The organism is Vibrio jasicida 090810c, assembly GCF_002887615.1.
Lineage (GTDB): Bacteria > Pseudomonadota > Gammaproteobacteria > Enterobacterales > Vibrionaceae > Vibrio > Vibrio jasicida.
Genome location: NZ_CP025792.1, coordinates 1,647,052 through 1,669,702 on the forward strand (window position 1 = coordinate 1,647,052; position 22,651 = coordinate 1,669,702).

Consider the following 22,651-nt stretch of genomic DNA (forward strand, 5'->3'; position numbering starts at 1 on the left):
GTATCTATTGCTGTTCCAGTGATCGAGATAATAGTTTTGGTGTTATCGCTTTTTTCGATGAACTCAATCTATTTATTTCGCTTTTTTCAATACTACAATCTGTACTATAGTTTGTCTCGCACAAACACGGACCAAACCTAAATAACTGAATGTAGGTTTGGAGCAAACAAAATTTTTAGGAGCAAAAAAATGGTACTAGTAGGTCGTCAAGCCCCTGACTTTACTGCAGCAGCTGTTCTAGGTAACGGTGAAATCGTTGAAAACTTCAACTTTGCAGAATTCACTAAAGGTAAGAAAGCAGTAGTATTCTTCTACCCACTAGATTTCACGTTCGTTTGCCCATCTGAACTAATCGCATTCGACAACCGTCTAGCTGATTTCCAAGCTAAAGGTGTTGAAGTAATCGGTGTTTCTATCGATTCTCAGTTCTCTCATAACGCATGGCGTAACACTGCTATCGAAGATGGCGGTATCGGTCAAGTTAAATACCCTCTAGTTGCTGACGTTAAGCACGAAATCTGTAAAGCGTACGATGTAGAGCACCCAGAAGCAGGCGTTGCTTTCCGTGGTTCTTTCCTAATCGACGAAGACGGTCTTGTACGTCACCAAGTAGTTAACGATCTACCTCTAGGTCGTAACATCGACGAAATGCTACGCATGGTTGATGCTCTTAACTTCCACCAGAAGCACGGCGAAGTATGTCCTGCACAATGGGAAGAAGGTAAAGCAGGTATGGACGCATCTCCAAAAGGTGTTGCAGCGTTCCTATCTGAGCACGCAGACGACCTAAGCAAGTAATAGACACTGCCGCCCAAGCTCAATGGGCGTGTTGGTTGGATGTATATATAAAGCAAAAAGCTATAGCGGGAAAACCGCAAACGCCAATCAGTCTAAGTAAAGTCATAAAAAAGCCCAGAGTTCGCTCTGGGCTTTCTTTTTATCTGCGCTTTGGAAAAGCAAAAGAGGCAAGCATCACGCAAAAAGTTTACCTCTATTTCCCTCGGTCTCAGTACAGATTATCCCTTTTCGTCCTGCTAGTATTTGCTGTAATTACAATAATTCAGGACAACCTCGTGAACACTCAACTTGAAGTCTGTATTGATAACATTGAATCTCTCCACAACGCGATTGCCGGTGGTGCAACCCGCATCGAACTCTGCTCTTCACTTGCTTTGGGTGGCTTAACCCCAAGCTATGGCTTTATGCAGCAAGCCGCTAAACGCTCTACTATTCCGGTTTACGCGATGATTCGCCCTCGCCAAGGCGACTTCTTCTACAGTGAGGAAGAAATCGAAATGATGCGTTGGGATATTGAAGCCGCTAAACAAGCAGGCTTGAATGGTGTCGTGCTCGGCGTGCTCACTCAAGACGGCGACATTCATATTCCTTACGCGACAGCGTTGTGTGAATTTGCCCAAGCTCTCGGATTGGGCGTGACTTTCCACCGTGCCTTTGACCAGTGTCGCGATGCTGAAAAAGCGTTAGAAGAAGTGATCAGCTTAGGCTGTGAACGCATTTTGACTTCGGGACTTGCGCCTTCAGCACCACAAGGGATCGATGTGCTTAGAGCTTTGGTTGAGCAAGCGCAGGGACGTATTGCGATCATGGCGGGCGCCGGTGTCAATGCAGACAATGTTGGCCAGATCGTGGAACAAGCCAAAGTTACTGAAGTGCATTTATCTGGTAAGGCAACTCGCCCGAGCCACATGACCTTTATTGCAGAGCAAAGCAAAATGGGCGCTGCCGATGTGAATGACTTTTCGATTCCAGTCACTAACACTGAAGCTATCGCGAACATGGTAACAGCTCTCAATTAAGCGCTTTCAAATCCCGTCTTTGGTTATTGAGTGCTAACATATTGATAACTAAGGACGGGAGGAAACATGACGAAACTGAAGAAAAAGGAATACGAAGAAGCACTAGAACATCTGCAAATTGAATTAGTTAAGCTCCAAGAGTGGGTCAAACACAAAGGGCTTAAAGTCGTGGTACTGTTTGAAGGACGCGACGCCGCTGGCAAAGGTGGCACCATCAAACGCATCACTGAAAAACTCAACCCTCGAGTCTGCCGTATCGCAGCCCTTCCCGCCCCAACAGAAAAAGAAAAAACACAATGGTACTTCCAGCGCTATGTGGTACACCTGCCTGCTGCCGGAGAAATCGTGTTGTTTGACCGCAGTTGGTACAACCGTGCCGGTGTAGAGAAAGTCATGGGCTTTTGTACTCCCGACCAATATGAGGAATTCCTTCGTTCCTGCCCTGAATTCGAGCGCATGTTGCAACGCTCTGGCATCATCTTAATTAAGTACTGGTTTTCAGTCTCCGATGAAGAACAAGAAAAGCGTTTCTTAGAACGTATCAATACCCCTATCAAACGTTGGAAGTTCAGCCCAATGGATTTGGAATCACGTAACCGCTGGGCAGAATATTCAGAAGCAAAAGATAAGATGTTTGCCTACACAGACACGAAAAACTGTCCTTGGTGGGTGGTCCCTTCTGATGATAAAAAGAAAGCTCGGCTGAACTGTATCAGTCATTTACTCAGCCAAGTCGAGTACGAAGAACTTGAGCATCCCGTTATCGAATTACCAGAGCTGAGTAAAGAAGGTTATGTTCGCGCCCCTATCGACGATCAAACCTTTGTCCCTGATAAATACTAGAGAGACACCATGGCGAAAGACTTGTTTCATACCCTTGATCTGAACTTACTCAAAACCTTTATGATTTTGATGCAAGAGCGAAACATGCGTAAAGCGTCACAACGTCTATTGGTCTCGCAGCCAGCAATCAGCCAAGCATTACAAAAACTGCGTCATCACTTTGATGACGAACTGTTTGTGAAAGTAAAAACAGGTCTTGAACCGACGCCTTTCGCCGAATCTCTCGCCAACGATATTACGCCGCACCTCGATGGTTTAGCTGCCGCAGTTAATCGCTCCCATCAGTTTGATCCTATCGAAGTGGACAACAAAATACGTATTGCGCTTGCGCCAATTACAATGACTTGCTTGCCCGGTTTCCTCTTCGAACAAATTAGAATATTAGCTCCTAACGCCCAACTTGAACTGGTCGGTTGGTCAAACAGTACTGTGGATGAGATCTTAAAGGGTGAAACCCTGATGGGCGTAAACTACGAATTACTTCTAACCAACAAAGAGATCTACACGCCGAAGCTACTGGATTTGAAAGGGCGTATTTTTGTCCGCGAAGATCACCCAATCACCAAACCTCATGTTGAACCACATGATCTTGGCGGTTACCCAATTGCTTCTTTAATTTCTCCAGGGTGGAACGACAAATTTAGCTATGCATCTGAACTTCTAACCGAAATGGACGTTGAACACAGCATTGGATTTCGCTCAGAAATGGTCTCTGCAATACTTGATGTCGTCAAACACACCGACATGTATTTACCTCACTCCAATTTACTTCCGGTTGAGCAATTTCCGGGATTAAGAGCCGTTGACGTCACGATTGATGGTCAACCACAAATGAAGTCTGTACATTGCCACATGCACGTCCGAAACCGGAATAACCCTTTAGTAAAATGGTTAACAGAGCTTATTCAACAAGGCCTAAAGTTACAGGCTGATAAGATTTGATTATCACCGAGATAATGATAGCCATTTAGTCATAAATCATACTTCTCAATAAGATAGCCCTGCTTTAAGGGAAATAACAAAAAGCGATTGCTTACAGTAAGGATGCTGTCCCTCGTTTACTTATTGAGAGTTCAGACATGTCTAAAAAAATTGTAAAGCTTACCGCTGCTTACACCCTTCTTGCATCTTTCAGCTCAATTGCAGCTGTTATCCCAGATCGCCCAAGTCCACAAGTGCCAACTAATCCAATAGAAGAGCTACCCATTGCTCCACCGATTGAGGCTGCACCAGAGCATCCAACACTTCCTGAGCCAGACAATGGTATTCCAGGTGTACCTGAGCGACCAAAACCACAACTTCCAACTAATCCAATTGAAGAGCAGCCTGTTCACCCAATTGAAGACTCTAACCCACCCAATCGACCTCAACCAGGTTCTCCAGAGCAACCTATTGAACGCGATACCACCGATGAACGATTGACTCACTTGGAAGGGCTCGCGGCAGAATATGATTACCGCTTAAACCAGCAAGCAGAACAAATGGACGGAATCCGAGCAAGTCTACACGCAGTCACCAACGCTCGACCTTACGCGACAAGTGGTGAACTGGCTATCGGTGCAGGTGTTGGCTTCTCAGGTAGCAAAGAAGCGGTCGCGGTTGGCGGTGCTTACGGTCTAACAGACCAAGTTAGTTTATCAGGTACCTTCCACTACGAATCATCGGGTAAGTACTCCTCCTCTGACGTTGCTGGCGGCGTTGGTGTCCAAATTAGCTTTAGATAAAAACTGCACTCAATAAGTCCATAGCCAAGGAAGGCTTTTATTTAGGTAACTCTATGAAACGCAAATTCTTTCTCGCTGCCCTTATTCTCGCTCCTATTAGCGTCCAAGCTTCAGGTATTTATGTCTCTCCAGAAGTTAAGATTGGCTCATTTCGAGGGGCAGGTATCCAACTGGGGGCAACTGATATTGCGGGCTTTGATGCGCTGTATTTTGATTACTCTCAGATTACTTATAAGAGCGGTAATTATGATGAAACCATTGACGCCTACCGTATTGGCTTTCAACACTTATTTGGTCATCAACCACAGATGGGATTTCAAGCGAGCTTAGGATTAGCGCAGTACGATGGAACGTATCGCAATGAACGAAGAGATGCGAACGGATTGAGTATTGGTGGCGCTTACGTATATCAAGTTAACCCATTATTGTCGGTAAGAGCAGGGGCGGATTTAGACGTTTTCATGAACGATAAAACCCACACCTTTACTGATACGGCAATTAACTTTTCTCTGGGCTTTGGCCTGCGCCTTTAAGACTTACTTCAGTACGTCATCGATGCTTTGATCACCAAGGTGACGTACGTCTTTGCCTTTCACGAAATAAATGATGTATTCACAGATGTTTTGACAACGATCGCCCACACGCTCAATGGCACGTGCCGACCACATCACTTGCAGGATATGCGGAATATTTTTCGGGTCTTCCATCATGTATGTCATCAACTGACGAATCACCGCTTCGTATTCCGCATCCAACTTATCATCGAGCTTATGCACTTCTGCTGCGGCTTCTACGTCCATACGCGCAAATGCATCTAACACTTGGTGTAGCATCTGGATCGCTTGACGACATAGTGGCTCTAACGATACATGAAACTGACGTTCTTGCGATGATGGGCTTTCAATTGCGACATAAGCAATGCGCGTCGCAACATCACCAATACGCTCAAGATCGGTGATGGTTTTAATAATCGCCATGATCAAACGTAAGTCTTTTGCTGTTGGCTGACGCTTGGCAATGATACGGGTACAAGCATCATCAATAGACACTTCCATCGCGTTCACTTTATGATCATCACGCACAACTTTACGCGCCAGTTCGATATCTTCCTTATGCAAGGCTTGAATAGCATACGAGAGTTGCTGCTCTACCAAGCCGCCCATGGTAAGTACATGGGTACGAATCGATTCTAGCTCTACGTTAAATTGTCCTGAGATGTGACGTCCAAAGTGCATGGCTTTCCTTTAATCCTTAAGAGATCGTAACTTAACCGTAACGACCGGTGATGTAATCTTCGGTTTGTTTCTTCATTGGAGAAGTGAAGATCGAATCCGCATCCGAGTATTCAATCAACTTACCCATATGGATAAATGCAGTGTGATCACTGACACGCGCCGCTTGTTGCATGTTATGGGTAACGATAACCACAGTATATTGAGTCTTGAGCTCATTGATAAGCTCTTCAATAGTTAAAGTTGATATTGGGTCCAATGCCGATGTCGGTTCATCCAATAATAGAACTTCAGGTTCGATAGCGACGGCACGAGCAATCACCAAACGCTGTTGTTGGCCGCCAGAAAGTCCAAATGCGTTTTCATGCAGACGGTCTTTTACTTCGTCCCATAATGCCGCAGAGCGTAGTGAACGCTCGACCGCATCATCCAACATGCGACTGTTCTTCACACCTTGCAGACGAAGGCCATAAACCACGTTTTCGTAAATCGACTTAGGGAATGGGTTTGGGCGCTGGAATACCATGCCAACTCGGCGACGCAGCGTGGCGACATCCACACTTGGGTTGTAGACGTTCTTACCATGCAGACGTACTTTACCCGTCACTTTACAACCTTCAACTAAGTCGTTCATGCGGTTGATACAGCGCAGCAGTGTGGATTTACCACAACCTGACGGGCCGATGAACGCCGTTACGCGCCCTTTCGGAATACGCATGGAGATATCATGTAGCGCCTGAGCCTGACCATAGAAAAGATTAAGGTTCTCAATCGAGATAGCCGTTTGTTCATCCGTCAGGTTATGCACATCCAATGGTGGCTCGTAACCCAATGTATTATCAAAGTTAAACATGCTTAATCTTGTCCTAAAGTTCTGTATTTCTCTCGCAGATTATTACGAATGCTGATTGCTGTTAAGTTTAGTCCGACAATAACCGTCACGAGTAAGAAAGAAGTCGCGTAAACCAGCGGACGCGCAGCTTCGATATTCGAAGTCTGGAAGCCAACATCGTAAATGTGGAAGCCTAGGTGCATAAACTTTCTGTCCAAGTGCACATAAGGGAATTGCCCATCCACTGGCAAGCTAGAAGCTAACTTCACAACGCCCACCAGCATCAATGGTGCCACTTCCCCCGCAGCTCGGGCAATTGCGAGAATTAAACCTGTAATGATCGCAGGGGTTGCCATAGGCAATACCACACGCCACAACGTTTCGAACTGCGTTGCGCCCAACGCCAACGAACCATGACGAACAGAGCTAGGAATACGGGTTAAGCCTTCTTCCGTGGTGACAATCACCACCGGTAACGTCAAGACAGCCAGAGTCAGTGCTGACCACAATAAGCCAGGCGTGCCAAAGGTTGGAGCAGGTAATCGCTCGGCGTAAAACAGGTTATCGATAGAGGCGCCAATAGTGTAAACAAAAAAGCCTAAACCAAACACGCCGTAAACGATCGAAGGAACACCAGCAAGATTAATAACTGCAATACGAATCACGCGAGTAAGAGCATTGTTCTTGGCATACTCATGTAAGTAAATCGCCGCAACTACGCCCAATGGCATCACGATGATAGACATGATGATAACTAAGAAAACCGTACCGAAAATTGCCGGAAAAACACCACCTTCAGAGTTCGATTCGCGAGGGTCTTCGGATAAGAACTTCCAAACCTGTTTCCCCCAATGGGCAACCTTCTCAGGCAATGACATTTGGTTTGGATACCAGTAGTCCAAAATATCTTCTAACGGAATCGCAACCTGAGTTCCAGTCATGTCTTCGACAATGAGAGAATAATCAGAGAAGCCTAAACGTAACCCATTAAGCTGAGTATCTAGCTTCGCGAGTTCCGCTTCAATTTCGGCTTTTCGTTGGCTATTGTTCACCAAAAACTCGTCCGTGATGGTGTCGTTGAGCTCGTGCTTGCGTTTATCTAAGCGAAGCTGCTCTAACTGCCACCCCAAGTCTTTTACTTGATCATCCACCAACATATCAATTTCATGATGTAAGGTTTCTGCATCATCGAGCTTCTGATCCAAAAGCGTTTGGATGTTGTTTTCGTAGCGTTTTTTCCCGTCTTGGAAGGCTACAAATTTACCGAAGAAGTAGCCACCACTGCTGCGTTCGATCACCGCCCATTCACTCGGCGTCGTCGGATCATCCAACTGTATTTTCAGCACAGAAATAAAATCTGATGGATACAATTCACGGTTAGCAATTTTGATGTTTAAGCGCGTCGCGAATTCTTCATCATCCTCGAGTTTATTCGCCGCATCTTCTGGTAGGTAACTTCTTGGTACAAAACTGCGCTCGTAAACTTGACCAACAAGAGTCGAGTTTTCATGCAACACTTCGCCCTGCACAGGAGTCAGCGCAGCAACATTCCATTGATAAAGTGGCGCGGGCCAGAAGTATGTGAGTCCCTTCCAACCAATCAACAGCAATAAACCAAGGACAGAAAGCAAGCTGATGCTTACCGCTCCCCCAGTTAACCATATCCAAGGTGCGCCAGAACGAATCCAATTTAACACGCTATTACTCGCTCTTTCATTAACTGATTACAACGCACGATATTTATCTCTCAGCCTTTGACGAACCCATTCCGCCAATGCATTCACCGCAAAGGTGAAGACAAACAAAATTAATGCTGATAGGAACAATAATCGGTAGTGAGAACTGCCCACTTCCGACTCTGGCAATTCAACCGCAATGGTTGCAGACAAGCTACGTAAGCCTTCTAGCACGTTCCAATCCATTAATGGTGTATTGCCCGTCGCCATTAACACAATCATGGTTTCCCCCACAGCGCGACCAAGCCCCATCATGATTGCCGAGAAAATCCCCGGACTGGCTGTCAGCAGGACGACATAAATCAAGGTTTGCCATGGCGTGGCTCCCAGAGCTAATGAGCCATCCGATAGGTGCTTCGGCACTGAGAAAATTGCATCTTCTGCAATGGTAAAAATCGTAGGGATAACCGCAAAGCCCATCGCTAAACCAACCACCAGCGCGTTGCGTTGGTCAAAGCCAATACCATGATCAGTCAGGAACAAACGCATGTCACCACCAAAGAAGGCTTGCTCAAGCATTGGCGATACCCACACACCTAAACCAATCAACAGTAAAATCAAAGGCATTAACACCAAAGCATGCCATCCGTTTGGCAGGCGGTTACGTATTGGTTGTGGGATCAGCGCCCATAGTCCGCCCATCACCATGGTGCTCAGAGGCAAAACAAACAGCATCACCACAACGGTAATCAGGTGGTCTTCCACAATCGGAGCGAACCAAAGCCCGGCAAGGAAACCAATGATAACCGTCGGCAAAGCTTCCATTAACTCAATTGAAGGCTTTACCACACGACGCATTCGAGGCGACATAAAATAAGCCGTATAAATCGCTCCTAGTACCGCCAAAGGTACCGAGAATAACATCGCGAACATCGCCGCTTTAATGGTCCCAAACGCAATAGGAACCAAGCTGAATTTCGCTTCGAAATCATCACTGGCCGAGGTCGATTGCCATACAAACTCTGGCTCAGGGTAACCTTCATACCACACTTTTTGCCATAAAGATGACAACGATACTTCTGGGTATGGGTTATCAACGAACGCCACATTTAACTCGTCATTTTGCCAAGTAATTAGATAACGCTCGTTATTCGACATTCCCGCCATCACAGGTGCCTGCTTGTATGCACGCTTAAACAGCACCAGTTTCTCGCTGGTGGTGTAATGGCTCTGCAACGTTCCGTTAGTGTAGAAGCTGTAAAAACCTTTACGGTGGGAATCCGGCAACAAGTACTTAAGCTCCGATGCCAACTTGAATTCACGAATGTGCGTCAAGGTGCGTTGATCACCTTGTAGGGTATCAAACCATTGAGAAACGTGACCATCGTTATGAGTAACCAAGATGGAATAAGCGCCAGCTAATAAGTCAATGGTTCTCACCGAATGTTTAGTATCACCTTGAGTAAGATCGATGACCTCACGCACAGAGAACGTACCTTCTCCTTTCACTAACACAATCAGCTCGGAGCCATTACGCAGGTACAAGTTCTTTCCGTCAGGTGTTAGTAACATTTGATCGGGCGAATCAAAACCTGATGAAAAAGTGTAATCAATGGTGATCGGTGGTGCGTCTAATAGCTGTGGCTCTTGCCAGCGAGCTTTAAGCACTCCTGTCTGAGTCTGCCATACTAACGTTGGGGTTTGGGTCGAAGCACTAAAAACAAACTGTGTTACCGGATCGCTGGCATTTGTTAGCTGCATATCCATGCCAGAATGAAAAGGAATGACCTCCGGTGGACGGGTATTTTCTCTTAGTGTCGCATTAAATTCTGGCTTAAAAAGGTGAGCGAAACCATTTTCATCAACTAATCCATACCAACCTAAACCAGGGGCAGATTGAGCAAACGCAACAGGGTTGCGAGCCATTTGCTGTGTGTATAAAGCTGGCTTACTCGGGTGATCCAGCGATAAGAAACGAACCTCCCCCGACTGGGTTAACACTAGTCCAATTTGAGAATAGTCATCGACTGAAATTGCGAGAGGTTTCCCACTTTGGGTTGCTCTAGAGGCATAATTGGTTTCGATCTCTGCATCAGAAAACAGAGGGATGATCACCATTGCAAGGTAAACAAAGATCAAAACAAGGGCGGCTAACACGCCTACACCACCGGATGTCACTGCAAATCGAACTAAACGATCTTTGATCAATCGCTTCTTATCTTTTTCCTGCAATGAAAACTCGGCTTGTGCCATTGATCTCTCTACCCTTTTTGACTTAGTACTAGAATATGTCGTTAAGATGACAATTATATTACAGATCACATTAAACGACTGAAAAGAATACAACTCTTATGCATGCCGTAGTATGAAATAAATCTGTAATGAAAAACTCATAATGTTCACACTCCTCTTTTATCCCTCGATGAGTGCGGATTCACTCTTTTTTAGGCTAGGTAAGGTTATGAGCGCAGAAAAACTCTATATAGAAAAAGAACTTAGTTGGTTATCTTTCAACGAACGAGTACTACAAGAAGCTGCCGACAAAACCGTCCCTCTCATTGAACGAATTCGATTTCTCGGGATATTTTCCAATAACTTAGATGAATTCTATAAAGTACGCTTTGCGGATGTAAAACGTCGGATCTTGATCAGCCAAGAACGCGGTGGAAGCGACAACTCTAAGCACTTGTTAACAAAGATGCAAACCAAAGCGTTGAAGCTAAACGAACAATTCGATGAATTATACAGTGAATTAATACGTGAAATGGCACGACGTCGGATTTTTTTAGTTAATGAGCACCAATTAGATGACACACAAAAACGTTGGGTAACCAAGTATTTTCGTAAAGAAGTCATGCCGCACATTACCCCTCTTCTTATTAAAGAAGATATTGATGTTCTGCAGTTTCTTAAAGACGAATACGCTTACATTACGGTCGATCTGCAAAAAGGCGATCAATCCCAATACGCTTTAATTGAGATCCCAACCGATCACTTACCTCGCTTTGTTATGTTGCCTGAAAAAAAAGGCAAGCGACGTAAAACGATCATTTTACTCGACAATATTATTCGCTATTGCCTTGATGAACTTTTTAAAGGCTTTTTCGAATACGATGCTCTTAACGGCTATGCGATGAAAATGACCCGTGATGCTGAGTACGACTTGCGTTACGAGGTTGAGTTTAGCCTGCTTGAACAAATGTCTGAAGGGGTGAATCAACGTCTTACCGCCTTACCTGTACGCTTTGTATATGAGCGAGATATGCCGCAAAAAATGCTCGATTTTTTATGCAAAAAACTACAGATTTCTAATTACGACAACCTCATCCCTGGTGGGCGCTATCATAATTTCAAAGACTTTATTGGTTTTCCTAATGTTGGCCGAGATTATTTAGAAAACAAACCGATGCCGCCAATGAAGTGTGCAGACTTTGAGGGCTATGCAAACAGTTTTGAAGCCATCAAAGCCAACGATATACTGCTGCACTACCCTTATCATACCTTTGATCATATTTCGGAATTGGTTCGACAAGCCTCGTTCGATCCTAAAGTCCTAAGCATCAAGATCAACATCTACCGCGTCGCCAAAGACTCGCGTTTGATGAACTCGTTGATCGATGCTGTACATAATGGCAAGGGAGTCACCGTTGTTGTGGAGCTGCAAGCTCGCTTCGATGAAGAAGCGAATATCGAGTGGTCCAAAATACTAACGGAGGCTGGTGTACATGTCGTCTTCGGCGCCCCTGGTCTTAAGATTCACTCCAAGTTACTGCTAATAAGCCGTCGTGAAGACGGAGAGATTGTTCGCTACGCTCACATTGGTACTGGGAACTTTCACGAGAAAACAGCACAAGTGTACACGGACCTTACCTTGCTGACCGCCGATCAAGAACTCACCGATGAGGTACGAAATGTATTTGGCTATATCGAAAATCCATACCGTCCGGTGAAGTTCAATCATTTGATTGTCTCTCCACGAAACTCACGAACACAATTATATCGCTTAATTGACAACGAAATTGCCAATGCCAAATCAGGAAAAAAAGCAGCACTGACCATCAAGGTCAATAACCTCGTCGATAAAGGCATCGTCAATAAACTCTACGGCGCGAGTAATGCTGGAGTAAAAATCAAGATGATCATTCGTGGTATGTGCTCATTGGTCCCAGGCATTGAAGGGGTGAGCGAGAACATTCAGATCATCAGTATCGTCGATCGCTTCCTAGAGCATCCTCGCGTTGTAATTACTCACAATGACGGCGAACCACAGGTGTACATCTCCTCAGCGGACTGGATGACTCGAAATATCGATCATCGAATTGAAGTTGCAGCCCCCGTCCGTGATCCACGTTTGAAACAGAGGATTATTGATATAACTAACATTCACTTTACCGATACAGTAAAAGCTCGCCTGATAGATAAAGAGATGAGTAACAGCTACGTACCGCGAGGTAATCGTAAAAAAGTTCGCTCACAAGTTGCCATCTACGACTATCTTAAAAATATAGAGAAGCAAATAAGAAAACAAAAAGCCGATGCCTCAAATACTTGAACAAGATGTACGCCATATCGCTGCAATTGACCTCGGGTCAAACAGTTTCCATATGGTGGTAGCGAAAGTTGTCGGTAGTGATCTTCAACTTGTCAGTCGCCATAAACAACGCGTACGGTTAGCTGCCGGACTCGATTCAGAGCTCAATCTTAGCCATGCAGCAATGGAACGAGGTCTTGAGTGCCTCGCGATGTTCGCCGAACGCTTGCAAGGCTTTGAAGCTTCAAACGTAAGAATTGCAGCCACCCACACTTTAAGGCGTGCTAACAACGCCCATCTCTTTATCCAACGAGCCAAAGAGGTGCTGCCTTTTCCAATTGAAATCATTCCGGGCGAAGAAGAAGCTCGCCTCATCTATCTCGGCGTCGCACATACTCAAGCGGAATCTAACTCCAAACTGGTCGTCGACATCGGTGGCGGCAGTACTGAGATGATCATTGGTCAAGAGTTTGACCCAGAGCTTCTGAACAGCAAGCAAATGGGTTGTGTAAGCTTTACCGAGCAGTTCTTCAATAACGGCAAACTGTCGCGGAAGAACTTCAGCAAAGCGATTCTCGCCGCAGAGCAACGCATGGAGTCCATTGCTGCAAAATACCGCAAGAAAGGCTGGGATATTGCCCTCGGCTCTTCAGGTACTATTAAAGCGATTCGCGAAGTCTTGATTGGATTGGGTCATGAAGATGGGCTGATCACCAACAAGCGTTTGGGTAAGCTCATCGACACATTGTGCGAATTTGAGTCCATTGATGATATCGAGCTTGTTGGTCTGACCGATGAACGCAAGCCAGTCTTTGCCGCTGGTGTAGCCATTTTGTCTGCCATCTTCCAATCACTAAAAATCAACCAGATGTTCTTCTCGGATGGCGCATTACGTGAAGGTCTGCTTTACGAGATGGAAGAACGCTTCGCCCGTTCTGATATTCGTATGCGCACCACAGAAAATCTAGCAAAACAACATCGCGTTGATATCGAACACGCAGCGCGCGTAAAAGGTCATGCAAGAGAGATGCTGTGCAATGTTCGTTCTGAACTTGGTATCAAGAAGAAGAGTGAGCTGTTTGATTTACTAGAATGGGCTGCTTTGCTGCATGAAGTCGGCTTGAGCATCAGTCTGCGCGGTTTCCATCGTCACTCATTCTACATTCTGCTGCACTCCAACTTACCCGGCTTTAACCGCGAACAGCAATTGGTATTGGCGACTTTAGCTCGCTTCCAACGTAAATCCCTCAAGCTTAATGAGTTCCCAGAGTTCAATCTCTACAAAGAGAGTGACATCATCAACTTAATTAAGGTTCTGCGTCTAGCCATTGTGGTCAACGGTCAACGCAATGATGATCCGCTGCCTGAGCTGACACTATCGATACAAGAAGATAAGTGGGTACTTACCTGCGTAGAAGAAGATTGGTTGGAGAACAACAAGCTGCTCGATGCAGATTTGCAGGAAGAACAGCAACGCTGGGAAAGCGCAGGATGGGCATTGAACTTCTAACCACGAACTCAATGAGATAAAGAAAAAGGTCGGCTTATAAACCGACCTTTTTTAATTCCTCTGTAGCGAAATCGGCAGTAATCGGAACATAACCATCTTTCGCAACCAGCGCTTGCCCTTGGGCAGAGAACATAAAGCGAATGAACTCAGCTTCAATTGGGCTTAGCGGGTAATCAGGATGTTTATTCACGTATACATAGAGGTAACGTGATAGTGGGTACTTACCTGAGATAATATTTTCACGCACAGGGCTAACGTAATCTGTGCCTGTTTTCGCAATTGGGACTAAACGAACACCCGCCACGCGATAGCCTACGCCTGAATAACCTACACCACTAATCGTAGATGCAACAGACTGCACCACTGATGCAGATCCCGGTTGCTCGTTCACACGAGTTTTAAAATCACCGCCACACAAGGCATTACTTTTAAAATAACCGTACGTACCCGATACTGAGTTGCGCCCAAACAGCTGCAAGTTACGTTTTGCCCACTCGGCTTTGATGCCTAACTCACGCCAGTTGGTGATGAACTCACTTTCACCGCAGCGCAATGTCGCCGAGAACATCGCATCCAACTGATGAAAGTTAAGCCCTTTGATTGGGTTGTCTTGATGAACGAAGATGCCAATCGCATCAATTGCAACACGAAGTGCCGTTGGCTTGTAACCATGTACACGCTCAAATGCTTCGATTTCACGCATACGCATTGAACGACTCATTGGACCGAATTGCGCCGTTTGTTCCGTTAACGCCGGTGGCGCAGTCGATGAACCAGACGCCTGAACCTGAGCATTAATGTTCGGGTAGATAGATTTAAACTCTTCTACCCAAAGCGTGGTCATGCCTGCTAACGTATCTGAGCCGACAGACAATAAGTTACCCGCAATACCCGTCGTCTTTTGATAATTCGGCAACGGTTGATCTTGTGCAAATGCCACGCTGGAGAGCACCAACATGGCTAGAGTGATTTTCTTAATAGCTTTGGATACGACACTCATTACTTCACCACCAAACGACTTGGTAGGATGAAAGAGAACTTACTGCCGACACCAACTTCACTGTAGATTTCGAGGTGAGAGTCATGGTGGCTCAATGCGTGCTTCACGATGGCCAAACCGAGACCACTGCCCCCCGTATCACGAGAGCGTGCTTTATCCACGCGATAGAAACGTTCGGTCAATCGATGTAAGTGTTGTGGCTCAATACCATCACCGCTGTCTTCAACCTCTAGACAAGCACCTTGTGCGGTTTGATACCAACGGACATTAACGTGAGCACCTGGAGGGGTGTACTTCACCGCGTTGTAAACTAAGTTGGAGATAGCACTGCGTAACTGGTCATCATCACCAAGGACACGTAAGCTAGAATCAACATCGAAAGTCAACTGGTGCTTATCATCACCACTCAAACTGATCGCTTCTTTCTCAAGCACTTCTAACATACTTGGTACGTTCACAACGTCTTCTAGCTCATGCATTGGCGCCGCTTCGATCTTAGACAGCGTTAATAACTGGTTCACCAAACTGTTCATTCGATTTAGCTGCTCGGTCATTACACCATGTGCTTTACTCCACATTGGACCAACGATCATGTCTGGATCTTCCGTCATCTCTAAATAGCCTTGGAGTACCGTCATAGGGGTACGCAGTTCATGAGATACGTTAGCGAAAAAGTTACGGCGCATACCTTCAAGCTGTTTAAGCTGGCTCACATCACGCACCACCATCAAATGTTCGCCTTCGGTGTAAGGCACGATACGCAATTCCAACATACGTTCGACGTTGAGCGGCGAGCGCATTTCTAGCGGCTCAGAGAAATCTTGCTTGTTGATGTACTTGATAAAATCAGGAGTACGGATGAGATTAGAAATAGGCTGTCCAGAATCTTCTGGCCAGTGGAATCCTAAAAGGTGCTGAGCAAGCTTGTTACACCACACAATATTGCCTTCAGCACGAAAAACCACTACCGCATCCGGTAGCGATTCAGCACCATTACGGAAACGGCGAATTAAATTGGTGAGCTCTTTACGTTTTCGACGCTGACGTTGTTGTAAGCGGTATAAACCGTTAAACAAAGATTCCCAGTTACCACTACCTGATGGTGGGGTCAGACGCTTTTCATCCCATAACCAAGCCGATAAGCGAACCTGATTATGCAGATGCCAGACAAGCTGCAAAGCCGTGGCCGCCAGAAGCAACCACGGCATATAACCGAATATCCATCCTATGATCACCCAAGGGGTGTAAAAAAAAGCCAGCTCCCAGGCCAGCTTTTTCCAAGTTAATCTTTCAACCACTCATTACTCCAGAAATGGTATTGATAAGCTGCTAGCGATGTTATGCCTTCGTCGAGAAACGGTAACCTGCACCACGAACGGTTTGGATTAGTTTGTCGTGACCTGCCGCTTCAAGTGCTTTACGCAAGCGACGAATGTGTACGTCAACGGTACGGTCTTCAACATACACGTTGGTGCCCCAAACGTTGTTTAGCAGTTGTTCACGACTGTAAACGCGCTCTTGGTGCGTCATAAAGAAGTGCAGCATTTTGAACTCTGTTGGTCCCATATCAACCGCTTCATTATTTGCGGTCACGCGGTGAGAAACAGGGTCCAACTTCAGACCTTGTACATCAATCACATCTTCAAGCGCTGTTGGCGTTACTCGGCGAATAACCGCTTTAAGGCGAGCCACTAACTCTTTTGGTGAAAAAGGCTTAGTGATGTAATCGTCTGCACCAACTTCAAGGCCACGAACCTTGTCTTCTTCCTCACCGCGAGCTGTTAGCATTACGACAGGAATATTGCGCGTTAACTCTTCACGCTTCATGTGTTTGATGAAGTTGATGCCACTACCACCAGGTAACATCCAATCTAGTAGCACTAAATCTGGGAAGGGTTCAGCCAGTTTAGTTACCGCAGTATCATAATCTTCTGCTTCTACTGCTTGATAACCTTTCTGTTCAAGCACGAAGCACAACATTTCGCGAATTGGAGCTTCGTCTTCAACAACCAGAATCCTTCTAGACATAATTGAGTAACCTTATGTTAGTTAAGCTAATGAATTTAAGAGACCAAGCGCCCCTCTATGCATAAGCATTATTACCATCAATTATGACACTTTTGTGACCTTTGAAAACAAATTTTCATATAAGTTTCTTTTGAGATTCATCATGATCTTTTTCAATTCTATTAGGACATCAGTCGGAAAATTCCCTATGATTAGTCCCTTGTCATCAAGCCTAGAGAAGATTTATGTGGTTTAAAAACTGTCTGGTATACCGTGTTAACCGTGAGGTTAGCTTCAACGCCGATCAACTAGAAACTCAACTTTCAGAGTTCCGATTTACCCCTTGTGGCAGCCAAGATAAACAAAAATTTGGTTGGGTTAGTGCAATGGGCAGACACGGCGACATGATGACGCACGTTTCTGAAAACCGCATTCTTGTTTGCGCTAAGAAAGAAGAGAAAATGCTTCCTGCATCAGTGATCAAAGATTCATTGAATGCCAAAGTTGAAGCAATGGAAGCGCAAGAAGGTCGCCCACTCAAGAAGAAAGAGAAGGACAACCTCAAAGATGACATCGTGATGGATCTACTGCCACGTGCATTCAGCCGCAGCAGCCACACTTACGTACTTATCATGCCAAAAGAAGGCTTCATCCTTGTTGATGCAAGCAGCTATAAAAAAGCAGAAGATGTATTGGCACTATTACGAAAAACAATGGGTAGCCTACCTGTTGTGCCTGCAATCCCTGAAGTCGCGATTGAAACGACCTTGACTGAATGGGTGAAAACTGGCGACACGCCACAAGGCATTTCGATGATGGACGAAGCTGAGCTTAAGTCTGTGCTAGAAGAAGGCGGTGTGATTCGTTGTAAGAAGCAAGAACTGACAACTGATGAAATCCGCAACCACATCGCAGCGGATAAGGTGGTGACTAAGCTAGCACTGAACTGGCAAGATCGTATCGAATTCATTATGGCAGAAGATTCTGGCATCAAACGTCTGAAGTTCTCTGATGAACTAAAAGATCAAAACGATGACATCCCACGCGAAGATCAAGCCGCTCGCTTCGACGCAGACTTCTCTCTAATGTGTGGCGAGTTCAGCGCTTTCCTACCAAATCTATACGAAGCATTGGGCGGTCTACCAAACCCTAACGCTTAATTTCGTACAAATATTAATCATAACGCCCTCACTTTTTTTGAGGGCGTTTGTTTATCTAAACTATAATTCTCCTAGTCACAGGTCACATTTTGACGTAAAATTTGCGCCCCATTTCCATGAGGTGGAATTGGCCTGACTTGTGATCAGATACTAAGAGAATTGAGCAATGACAACAGAGAAAGCATTCGTACCAGAGCTACTGTCTCCAGCTGGTAGCCTTAAAAACATGCGTTACGCATTCGCCTACGGCGCAGATGCAGTATACGCTGGCCAACCTCGCTACAGCCTTCGCGTACGTAACAACGAGTTCAACCACGAAAACCTACAAATCGGTATCAACGAAGCGCATGCCCTAGGCAAAAAGCTTTACGTGGTATGTAACATCCAACCGCACAACTCTAAGCTTAAAACTTTCATCCGTGACCTTAAGCCAGTGGTAGAAATGGGCCCAGACGCACTTATCATGTCTGATCCAGGTCTTATCATGATGGTTCGCGAAGCGTTCCCAGAAATGCCAATTCACCTGTCTGTACAGGCGAACGCAGTAAACTGGGCAACTGTGAAGTTCTGGGCTGCTAACGGTGTTGAGCGTGTGATTGTTTCTCGTGAGCTTTCTCTAGAAGAAATCGAAGAAATTCGCGAGCACTGTCCTGAAACTGAACTAGAAGTTTTCGTTCACGGTGCTCTATGCATGGCCTACTCTGGTCGCTGCCTACTGTCTGGTTACATCAACAAACGTGACCCTAACCAAGGTACTTGCACTAACGCATGCCGTTGGGAATACAAAGTAGAAGAAGGCAAAGAAAACGACACTGGCGACATCGTAGAGAAGTTTGACCCAACGGAAGCGCAAGCAATCGAAGTCGCTGACGAGCGTCCTGAGACAACCATCGGTCGCGGCAAACCAACCGATGAAGTCGTTCTGCTTTCTGAAGCGCATCGCCCTGAAGAAAAAATGGCAGCGTTCGAAGACGAGCATGGTACTTACATCATGAACTCGAAAGATCTTCGCGCAATCCAACACGTTGAGCGCCTAACTAAAATGGGTGTTCATTCATTGAAGATCGAAGGCCGTACTAAGTCGTTCTACTACTGTGCTCGTACTGCACAGGTTTACCGTAAAGCAATCGATGATGCGGTCGCTGGCAAGCCATTCGATGAAAGCCTAATGGGCACATTGGAGAGCCTAGCTCACCGTGGTTACACAGAAGGCTTCCTACGTCGTCACACTCACGACAGCTACCAAAACTATGACTACGGCTACTCTGTATCAGATGCTCAGCAATTCGTTGGTGAGTTCACAGGTAAGCGCCGTGGTGACATGGTAGAAGTAGAAGTTAAGAATAAGTTCATCGTTGGTGACAGCCTAGAGCTAATGACGCCAAAAGGTAACGTAATCTTTACGCTAGAAGCGATGGAAAACCGTAAGTCAGAATCAATTGAAGACGCAAAAGGTAACGGCCACTTTGTATTTATCCCTGTACCAGAGGATATGGATCTGGAATACGGCCTGTTGATGCGTAACTTAAATGCAGGTCAGGATACCCGTAACCCAACTGGTAAGTAATCATGGCACTACTTATTACCGATAAGTGCATCAACTGCGACATGTGTGACCCAGAATGCCCTAACGGTGCAATTACTATGGGTGACAGTATTTTCGAGATTGACCCTGCTCTATGTACAGAGTGTAAAGGTCACTACGAAAAGCCAACATGCCAGTCAGTGTGTCCTATTACGAAATGCATTATCACCGACCCGAATCATGTCGAAACTGAAGAGCAATTGCTAGAGAAGTTTGTAATTATTCAAGGGTTAGCGTAATCGAAAGAGGTTCAACTTTGCCGACAAAGTTGAACCTTTTTTTAACCCGATTTTTCGATAGGATAGATATTACAAAACAGCTCTTTCTCGAAGTGATACTCTAACCTCTCACGCCAGTTTTCAGCTTGCGAGACAGGGATCAGATAAAAGTTCTCCCTACTTGTATCAGTAACGAAAGCCATTCCATATTGCATCAGCTCGTAATGCACGTCATTAACAAAACCTGGGTCAAGGCGTTGGCGCCCAGTCAGGTGATTAACATCCTCTCGAGTCAAAAAGACTCCTTTAGTATCACTGCTAAATCTGTGTCTTAACCACTCTGCAAACTCTTTTGCACAAATCATAGTCATGGTTTTATCCTTGATTAACTCTCGATGGGAAAAGCCTCCTTACCCACCTCAATACACTTGTCTGCGTTGTCGTTTGTCTTTCACCAACCAACAGACATATTGCTAAGAAATCAGAGAATCGCGACGAAAAGATCTTTCTTAATATGAGTTGCCACAACATTTAAAAATAATGCAACTCTTTGTTTATATAAGATTTCTATAATATGCCACAAAAACCTAAAGGTCAGTTTTTGTACTGGTATTATTCACTGTAGACAAAAGTATGATCTTTCTCCAGTTTCATAATAGAGATCCAGAGAAAGCATATTTGGTATTTCGTTGGTAGGACTCACCACTTATTTCTGCGTAATGAGCGGCTGGCATTGTGTTGGCAGTATCTTTTTCTTCTTCGGTTTAGGCGTTACCTTAGTTTTTTTGGTCACAGGTGGAGGCGTTGCTTTCGGCTTCCAACTTGCTAACTCTGCTCCACAGCCATCTCCTGCAGGTGGTGGCGCTTGGTTAACACAATTAGAGCTCGACTCAGGGCAAGTTAATCTCACGTGGAAGTGGTAATGATGCCCCCACCAAGGCCGAACCTTACGTAACCAATTTCGGTCTTTCTCACCTTCTTGCTTACATAACTGCTCTTTAATCACTGGATGAACAAAGATACGAGCAACATCTTGACTCTTCGCGGCACTTCGAATCAGTTCAAAGTGCCTATCTTCCCAACGGTGTTCTAGAATCTTGTATTTTTTAAGATCTACGACACTCATGGGTTTCGGAAGTTGAAGCTCATTATAAGAAAGCGGTTCATCGGCCAATCGCAGCCAAATATCAATATCTAGGCCAGTTTGATGACTAGAGTGGCCAGAAGAAAAACGTCCACCACGAGCTAGGGATAAGTCCCCAATAAGTAACGTTGTGTTGAGATCTTTACTGGTTTTTTTCGCTAACTCTTCAACAAAGCTTATTGTATGAGGATGCCCATAGTAACGCTTCGTTTTACTGCGTAAAACCTGATAACCAATACCATCAAGCGGGAGAGGAGAAGCACCATCTAAACAGCCATTCGCATAACTGCCGATAGAAGAGGATGTGTTATTTGTGGGACCAGAGACCTGCTCCCACGGAGTAGCAGAAAGAGAAGCTGAGAATAGAAAACTTAAACAAAAAGAAAGACTCAGCTTCATCACGCTCATTCCTTAATAGTGGTCACCATTATCATAGTAGCCTTTAGGAGAGAGTGCAGAGAAAATTACCGCAACATCGATATCTTCACCGGCAATACCACGAACTTGCTCAGTAATCGCTTTAGCCACTTTATTCTGAGTCTCTTGCCCACGGTCAAACCACAGAACTTCAACAAAAGGATATGCACTGCTTACTTCACCTTCACTGAAGAAAGTACTGTAGATGTATTCAAACGTGAAGTCTTCACGAGGACATTCCATTAATGGCTGTAATTCGTCAGTAAGAGGCTTTGATAAAGCTTGAACGGTTTGAGGCTCTACTGCGCGAAATCGAAGATGTGGCATAGACTTGCTTCCTAATTATTAGAATTCAGCGCCGATGATAACAGGAAGTCACCTTCTAATCACGTTGAGCACTAGCTATGCACTACAAAATAGCACACATACCGCGAGACATAAGTATGACTGACAATTTGAGGGAGAAGCAGAAGCAGAAAAGTGATAAAACGAAAAAGGCTCTAGCATTTCTGCTAGAGCCTTAAATATGGCAGGGGTGGAGAGATTCGAACTCCCAACACGCGGATTTGGAATCCGCTGCTCTGCCAATTGGAGCTACACCCCTGTAGTTCGTGTTTAGTGAGACGACTCTCGGAATAAGTGGCGGAGCGGACGGGACTCGAACCCGCGACCCCCGGCGTGACAGGCCGGTATTCTAACCAACTGAACTACCGCTCCGCACTGGTTAGACATTTAAGTCTAAGTTTTTGTCTTCACTTTTTCATAAAAAGTGAAAATAAAATAAAGCCTGGCGATGTCCTACTCTCACATGGGGAAACCCCACACTACCATCGGCGCTAATTCGTTTCACTTCTGAGTTCGGAATGGAAGTCAGGTGGGTCCAAATCGCTATGGTCGCCAAGCAAATTCTTTAATCTGGAAAACTGATTTTAAGTTCTATTTATACACATTCAAT

General features: G+C 45.3%; 21 protein-coding genes, 2 tRNA genes and 1 rRNA gene. 11 read left to right on the plus strand and 13 right to left on the minus strand.

Annotated features, from left to right (window positions below):
• Window positions 1–189 precede the first annotated feature (189 nt).
• The 6 genes from C1S73_RS07745 (at window position 190) to C1S73_RS07770 (ending at window position 4,917) form a co-directional block, all read left to right on the plus strand.
• The gene (locus C1S73_RS07745) at window positions 190–798 is read left to right on the plus strand and encodes a peroxiredoxin C (protein ID WP_005424820.1); all 609 of its coding nucleotides are present in this window, start codon (window positions 190–192) and stop codon (window positions 796–798) included.
• 275 nt (window positions 799–1,073) lie between these two features.
• Window positions 1,074–1,817: a copper homeostasis protein CutC gene (locus tag C1S73_RS07750; RefSeq protein ID WP_038869552.1), complete on the plus strand. Its 744-nt coding sequence runs from the start codon at window positions 1,074–1,076 to the stop codon at window positions 1,815–1,817.
• 66 nt (window positions 1,818–1,883) lie between these two features.
• Window positions 1,884–2,660, plus strand: coding sequence for a polyphosphate kinase 2 (gene ppk2 / locus C1S73_RS07755; RefSeq protein ID WP_038869550.1), 777 nt, complete (start codon window positions 1,884–1,886; stop codon window positions 2,658–2,660).
• Window positions 2,661–2,669: 9 nt separating this feature from the next.
• Window positions 2,670–3,602, plus strand: coding sequence for a LysR family transcriptional regulator (locus C1S73_RS07760; protein WP_038869548.1), 933 nt, complete (start codon window positions 2,670–2,672; stop codon window positions 3,600–3,602).
• 137 nt (window positions 3,603–3,739) lie between these two features.
• Window positions 3,740–4,384: a YadA C-terminal domain-containing protein gene (locus C1S73_RS07765; protein ID WP_038869545.1), complete on the plus strand. Its 645-nt coding sequence runs from the start codon at window positions 3,740–3,742 to the stop codon at window positions 4,382–4,384.
• 53 nt (window positions 4,385–4,437) lie between these two features.
• Window positions 4,438–4,917, plus strand: a complete 480-nt coding sequence (locus C1S73_RS07770) for a hypothetical protein (protein WP_038869543.1) — start codon at window positions 4,438–4,440, stop codon at window positions 4,915–4,917.
• A 3-nt stretch (window positions 4,918–4,920) separates the two neighbouring features.
• Here the strand turns inward: C1S73_RS07770 and phoU are convergent, their stop codons facing one another.
• Genes phoU through C1S73_RS07790 form a run of 4 tightly spaced genes read right to left on the minus strand, consistent with a single transcriptional unit; the run spans window position 4,921 to window position 10,377 of the window.
• Complete coding sequence (phoU, locus tag C1S73_RS07775) at window positions 4,921–5,619, minus strand: phosphate signaling complex protein PhoU (RefSeq protein ID WP_038869541.1); 699 nt, start codon at window positions 5,617–5,619, stop codon at window positions 4,921–4,923.
• Between the two features lie 31 nt (window positions 5,620–5,650).
• Entirely contained in the window at window positions 5,651–6,469 is an 819-nt protein-coding gene (gene pstB / locus C1S73_RS07780) for a phosphate ABC transporter ATP-binding protein PstB (RefSeq protein WP_005424834.1), read from the minus strand.
• A 2-nt stretch (window positions 6,470–6,471) separates the two neighbouring features.
• Window positions 6,472–8,145, minus strand: coding sequence for a phosphate ABC transporter permease PstA (gene pstA, locus C1S73_RS07785; RefSeq protein ID WP_038869540.1), 1,674 nt, complete (start codon window positions 8,143–8,145; stop codon window positions 6,472–6,474).
• A 27-nt stretch (window positions 8,146–8,172) separates the two neighbouring features.
• Window positions 8,173–10,377, minus strand: coding sequence for an ABC transporter permease subunit (locus tag C1S73_RS07790; RefSeq protein WP_038869538.1), 2,205 nt, complete (start codon window positions 10,375–10,377; stop codon window positions 8,173–8,175).
• A gap of 208 nt (window positions 10,378–10,585) precedes the next feature.
• Between C1S73_RS07790 and ppk1 the strand changes: the two genes are divergently transcribed.
• Window positions 10,586–12,676 carry a polyphosphate kinase 1 gene (gene ppk1, locus C1S73_RS07795; RefSeq protein ID WP_038869536.1) on the plus strand — a complete coding sequence of 697 codons (2,091 nt, stop codon included), beginning with the start codon at window positions 10,586–10,588 and terminating at the stop codon, window positions 12,674–12,676.
• Window positions 12,660–14,165 (plus strand): exopolyphosphatase, encoded by a 1,506-nt coding sequence (gene ppx, locus C1S73_RS07800; RefSeq protein WP_038869534.1) that lies wholly within the window; start codon window positions 12,660–12,662, stop codon window positions 14,163–14,165. The genes ppk1 and ppx overlap by 17 nt, the downstream gene beginning before the upstream one ends.
• Window positions 14,166–14,199: 34 nt before the next feature.
• On the opposite strand, the gene C1S73_RS07805 is transcribed toward ppx, so the two are convergent.
• From C1S73_RS07805 to phoB, 3 genes are read right to left on the minus strand one after another with little or no spacing between them, the layout of a single operon-like run.
• Complete coding sequence (locus tag C1S73_RS07805; protein WP_038869532.1) at window positions 14,200–15,165, minus strand: PstS family phosphate ABC transporter substrate-binding protein; 966 nt, start codon at window positions 15,163–15,165, stop codon at window positions 14,200–14,202.
• Window positions 15,165–16,463 carry a phosphate regulon sensor histidine kinase PhoR gene (gene phoR, locus C1S73_RS07810; protein WP_038869530.1) on the minus strand — a complete coding sequence of 433 codons (1,299 nt, stop codon included), beginning with the start codon at window positions 16,461–16,463 and terminating at the stop codon, window positions 15,165–15,167. The genes C1S73_RS07805 and phoR overlap by 1 nt, the downstream gene beginning before the upstream one ends.
• A gap of 40 nt (window positions 16,464–16,503) precedes the next feature.
• On the minus strand, window positions 16,504–17,193 hold the full coding sequence (gene phoB / locus C1S73_RS07815) for a phosphate regulon transcriptional regulator PhoB (protein ID WP_038869529.1): 690 nt from the start codon (window positions 17,191–17,193) through the stop codon (window positions 16,504–16,506).
• 224 nt (window positions 17,194–17,417) lie between these two features.
• Between phoB and rdgC the strand changes: the two genes are divergently transcribed.
• The 3 genes from rdgC (at window position 17,418) to C1S73_RS07830 (ending at window position 20,156) form a co-directional block, all read left to right on the plus strand.
• Window positions 17,418–18,332 (plus strand): recombination-associated protein RdgC, encoded by a 915-nt coding sequence (gene rdgC / locus C1S73_RS07820; protein WP_038869528.1) that lies wholly within the window; start codon window positions 17,418–17,420, stop codon window positions 18,330–18,332.
• Between the two features lie 166 nt (window positions 18,333–18,498).
• Window positions 18,499–19,899: a prephenate-dependent tRNA uridine(34) hydroxylase TrhP gene (trhP, locus tag C1S73_RS07825; protein WP_038869526.1), complete on the plus strand. Its 1,401-nt coding sequence runs from the start codon at window positions 18,499–18,501 to the stop codon at window positions 19,897–19,899.
• A 2-nt stretch (window positions 19,900–19,901) separates the two neighbouring features.
• Window positions 19,902–20,156: a YfhL family 4Fe-4S dicluster ferredoxin gene (locus C1S73_RS07830; RefSeq protein ID WP_005445273.1), complete on the plus strand. Its 255-nt coding sequence runs from the start codon at window positions 19,902–19,904 to the stop codon at window positions 20,154–20,156.
• Window positions 20,157–20,197: 41 nt separating this feature from the next.
• Here C1S73_RS07830 and C1S73_RS07835 read toward each other — a convergent pair whose 3' ends face one another.
• The 6 genes from C1S73_RS07835 to rrf all read right to left on the minus strand — a co-directional run bounded on the left by C1S73_RS07835 (window position 20,198) and on the right by rrf (window position 22,598).
• On the minus strand, window positions 20,198–20,506 hold the full coding sequence (locus tag C1S73_RS07835; RefSeq protein ID WP_009705551.1) for a hypothetical protein: 309 nt from the start codon (window positions 20,504–20,506) through the stop codon (window positions 20,198–20,200).
• A gap of 335 nt (window positions 20,507–20,841) precedes the next feature.
• A complete protein-coding gene (gene mepA, locus C1S73_RS07840) occupies window positions 20,842–21,678 on the minus strand; it encodes a penicillin-insensitive murein endopeptidase (protein ID WP_038869524.1) in 837 nt (278 codons plus the stop codon).
• A 12-nt stretch (window positions 21,679–21,690) separates the two neighbouring features.
• Window positions 21,691–22,023: a DUF1904 domain-containing protein gene (locus tag C1S73_RS07845; protein ID WP_038869523.1), complete on the minus strand. Its 333-nt coding sequence runs from the start codon at window positions 22,021–22,023 to the stop codon at window positions 21,691–21,693.
• A 200-nt stretch (window positions 22,024–22,223) separates the two neighbouring features.
• Window positions 22,224–22,300: transfer RNA gene (locus tag C1S73_RS07850), tRNA-Trp, on the minus strand.
• A gap of 36 nt (window positions 22,301–22,336) precedes the next feature.
• Window positions 22,337–22,413 (minus strand) — tRNA-Asp (locus C1S73_RS07855).
• Window positions 22,414–22,481: 68 nt separating this feature from the next.
• Window positions 22,482–22,598, minus strand: a 5S ribosomal RNA gene (gene rrf, locus C1S73_RS07860).
• Between the last annotated feature and the right edge of the window lie 53 nt (window positions 22,599–22,651).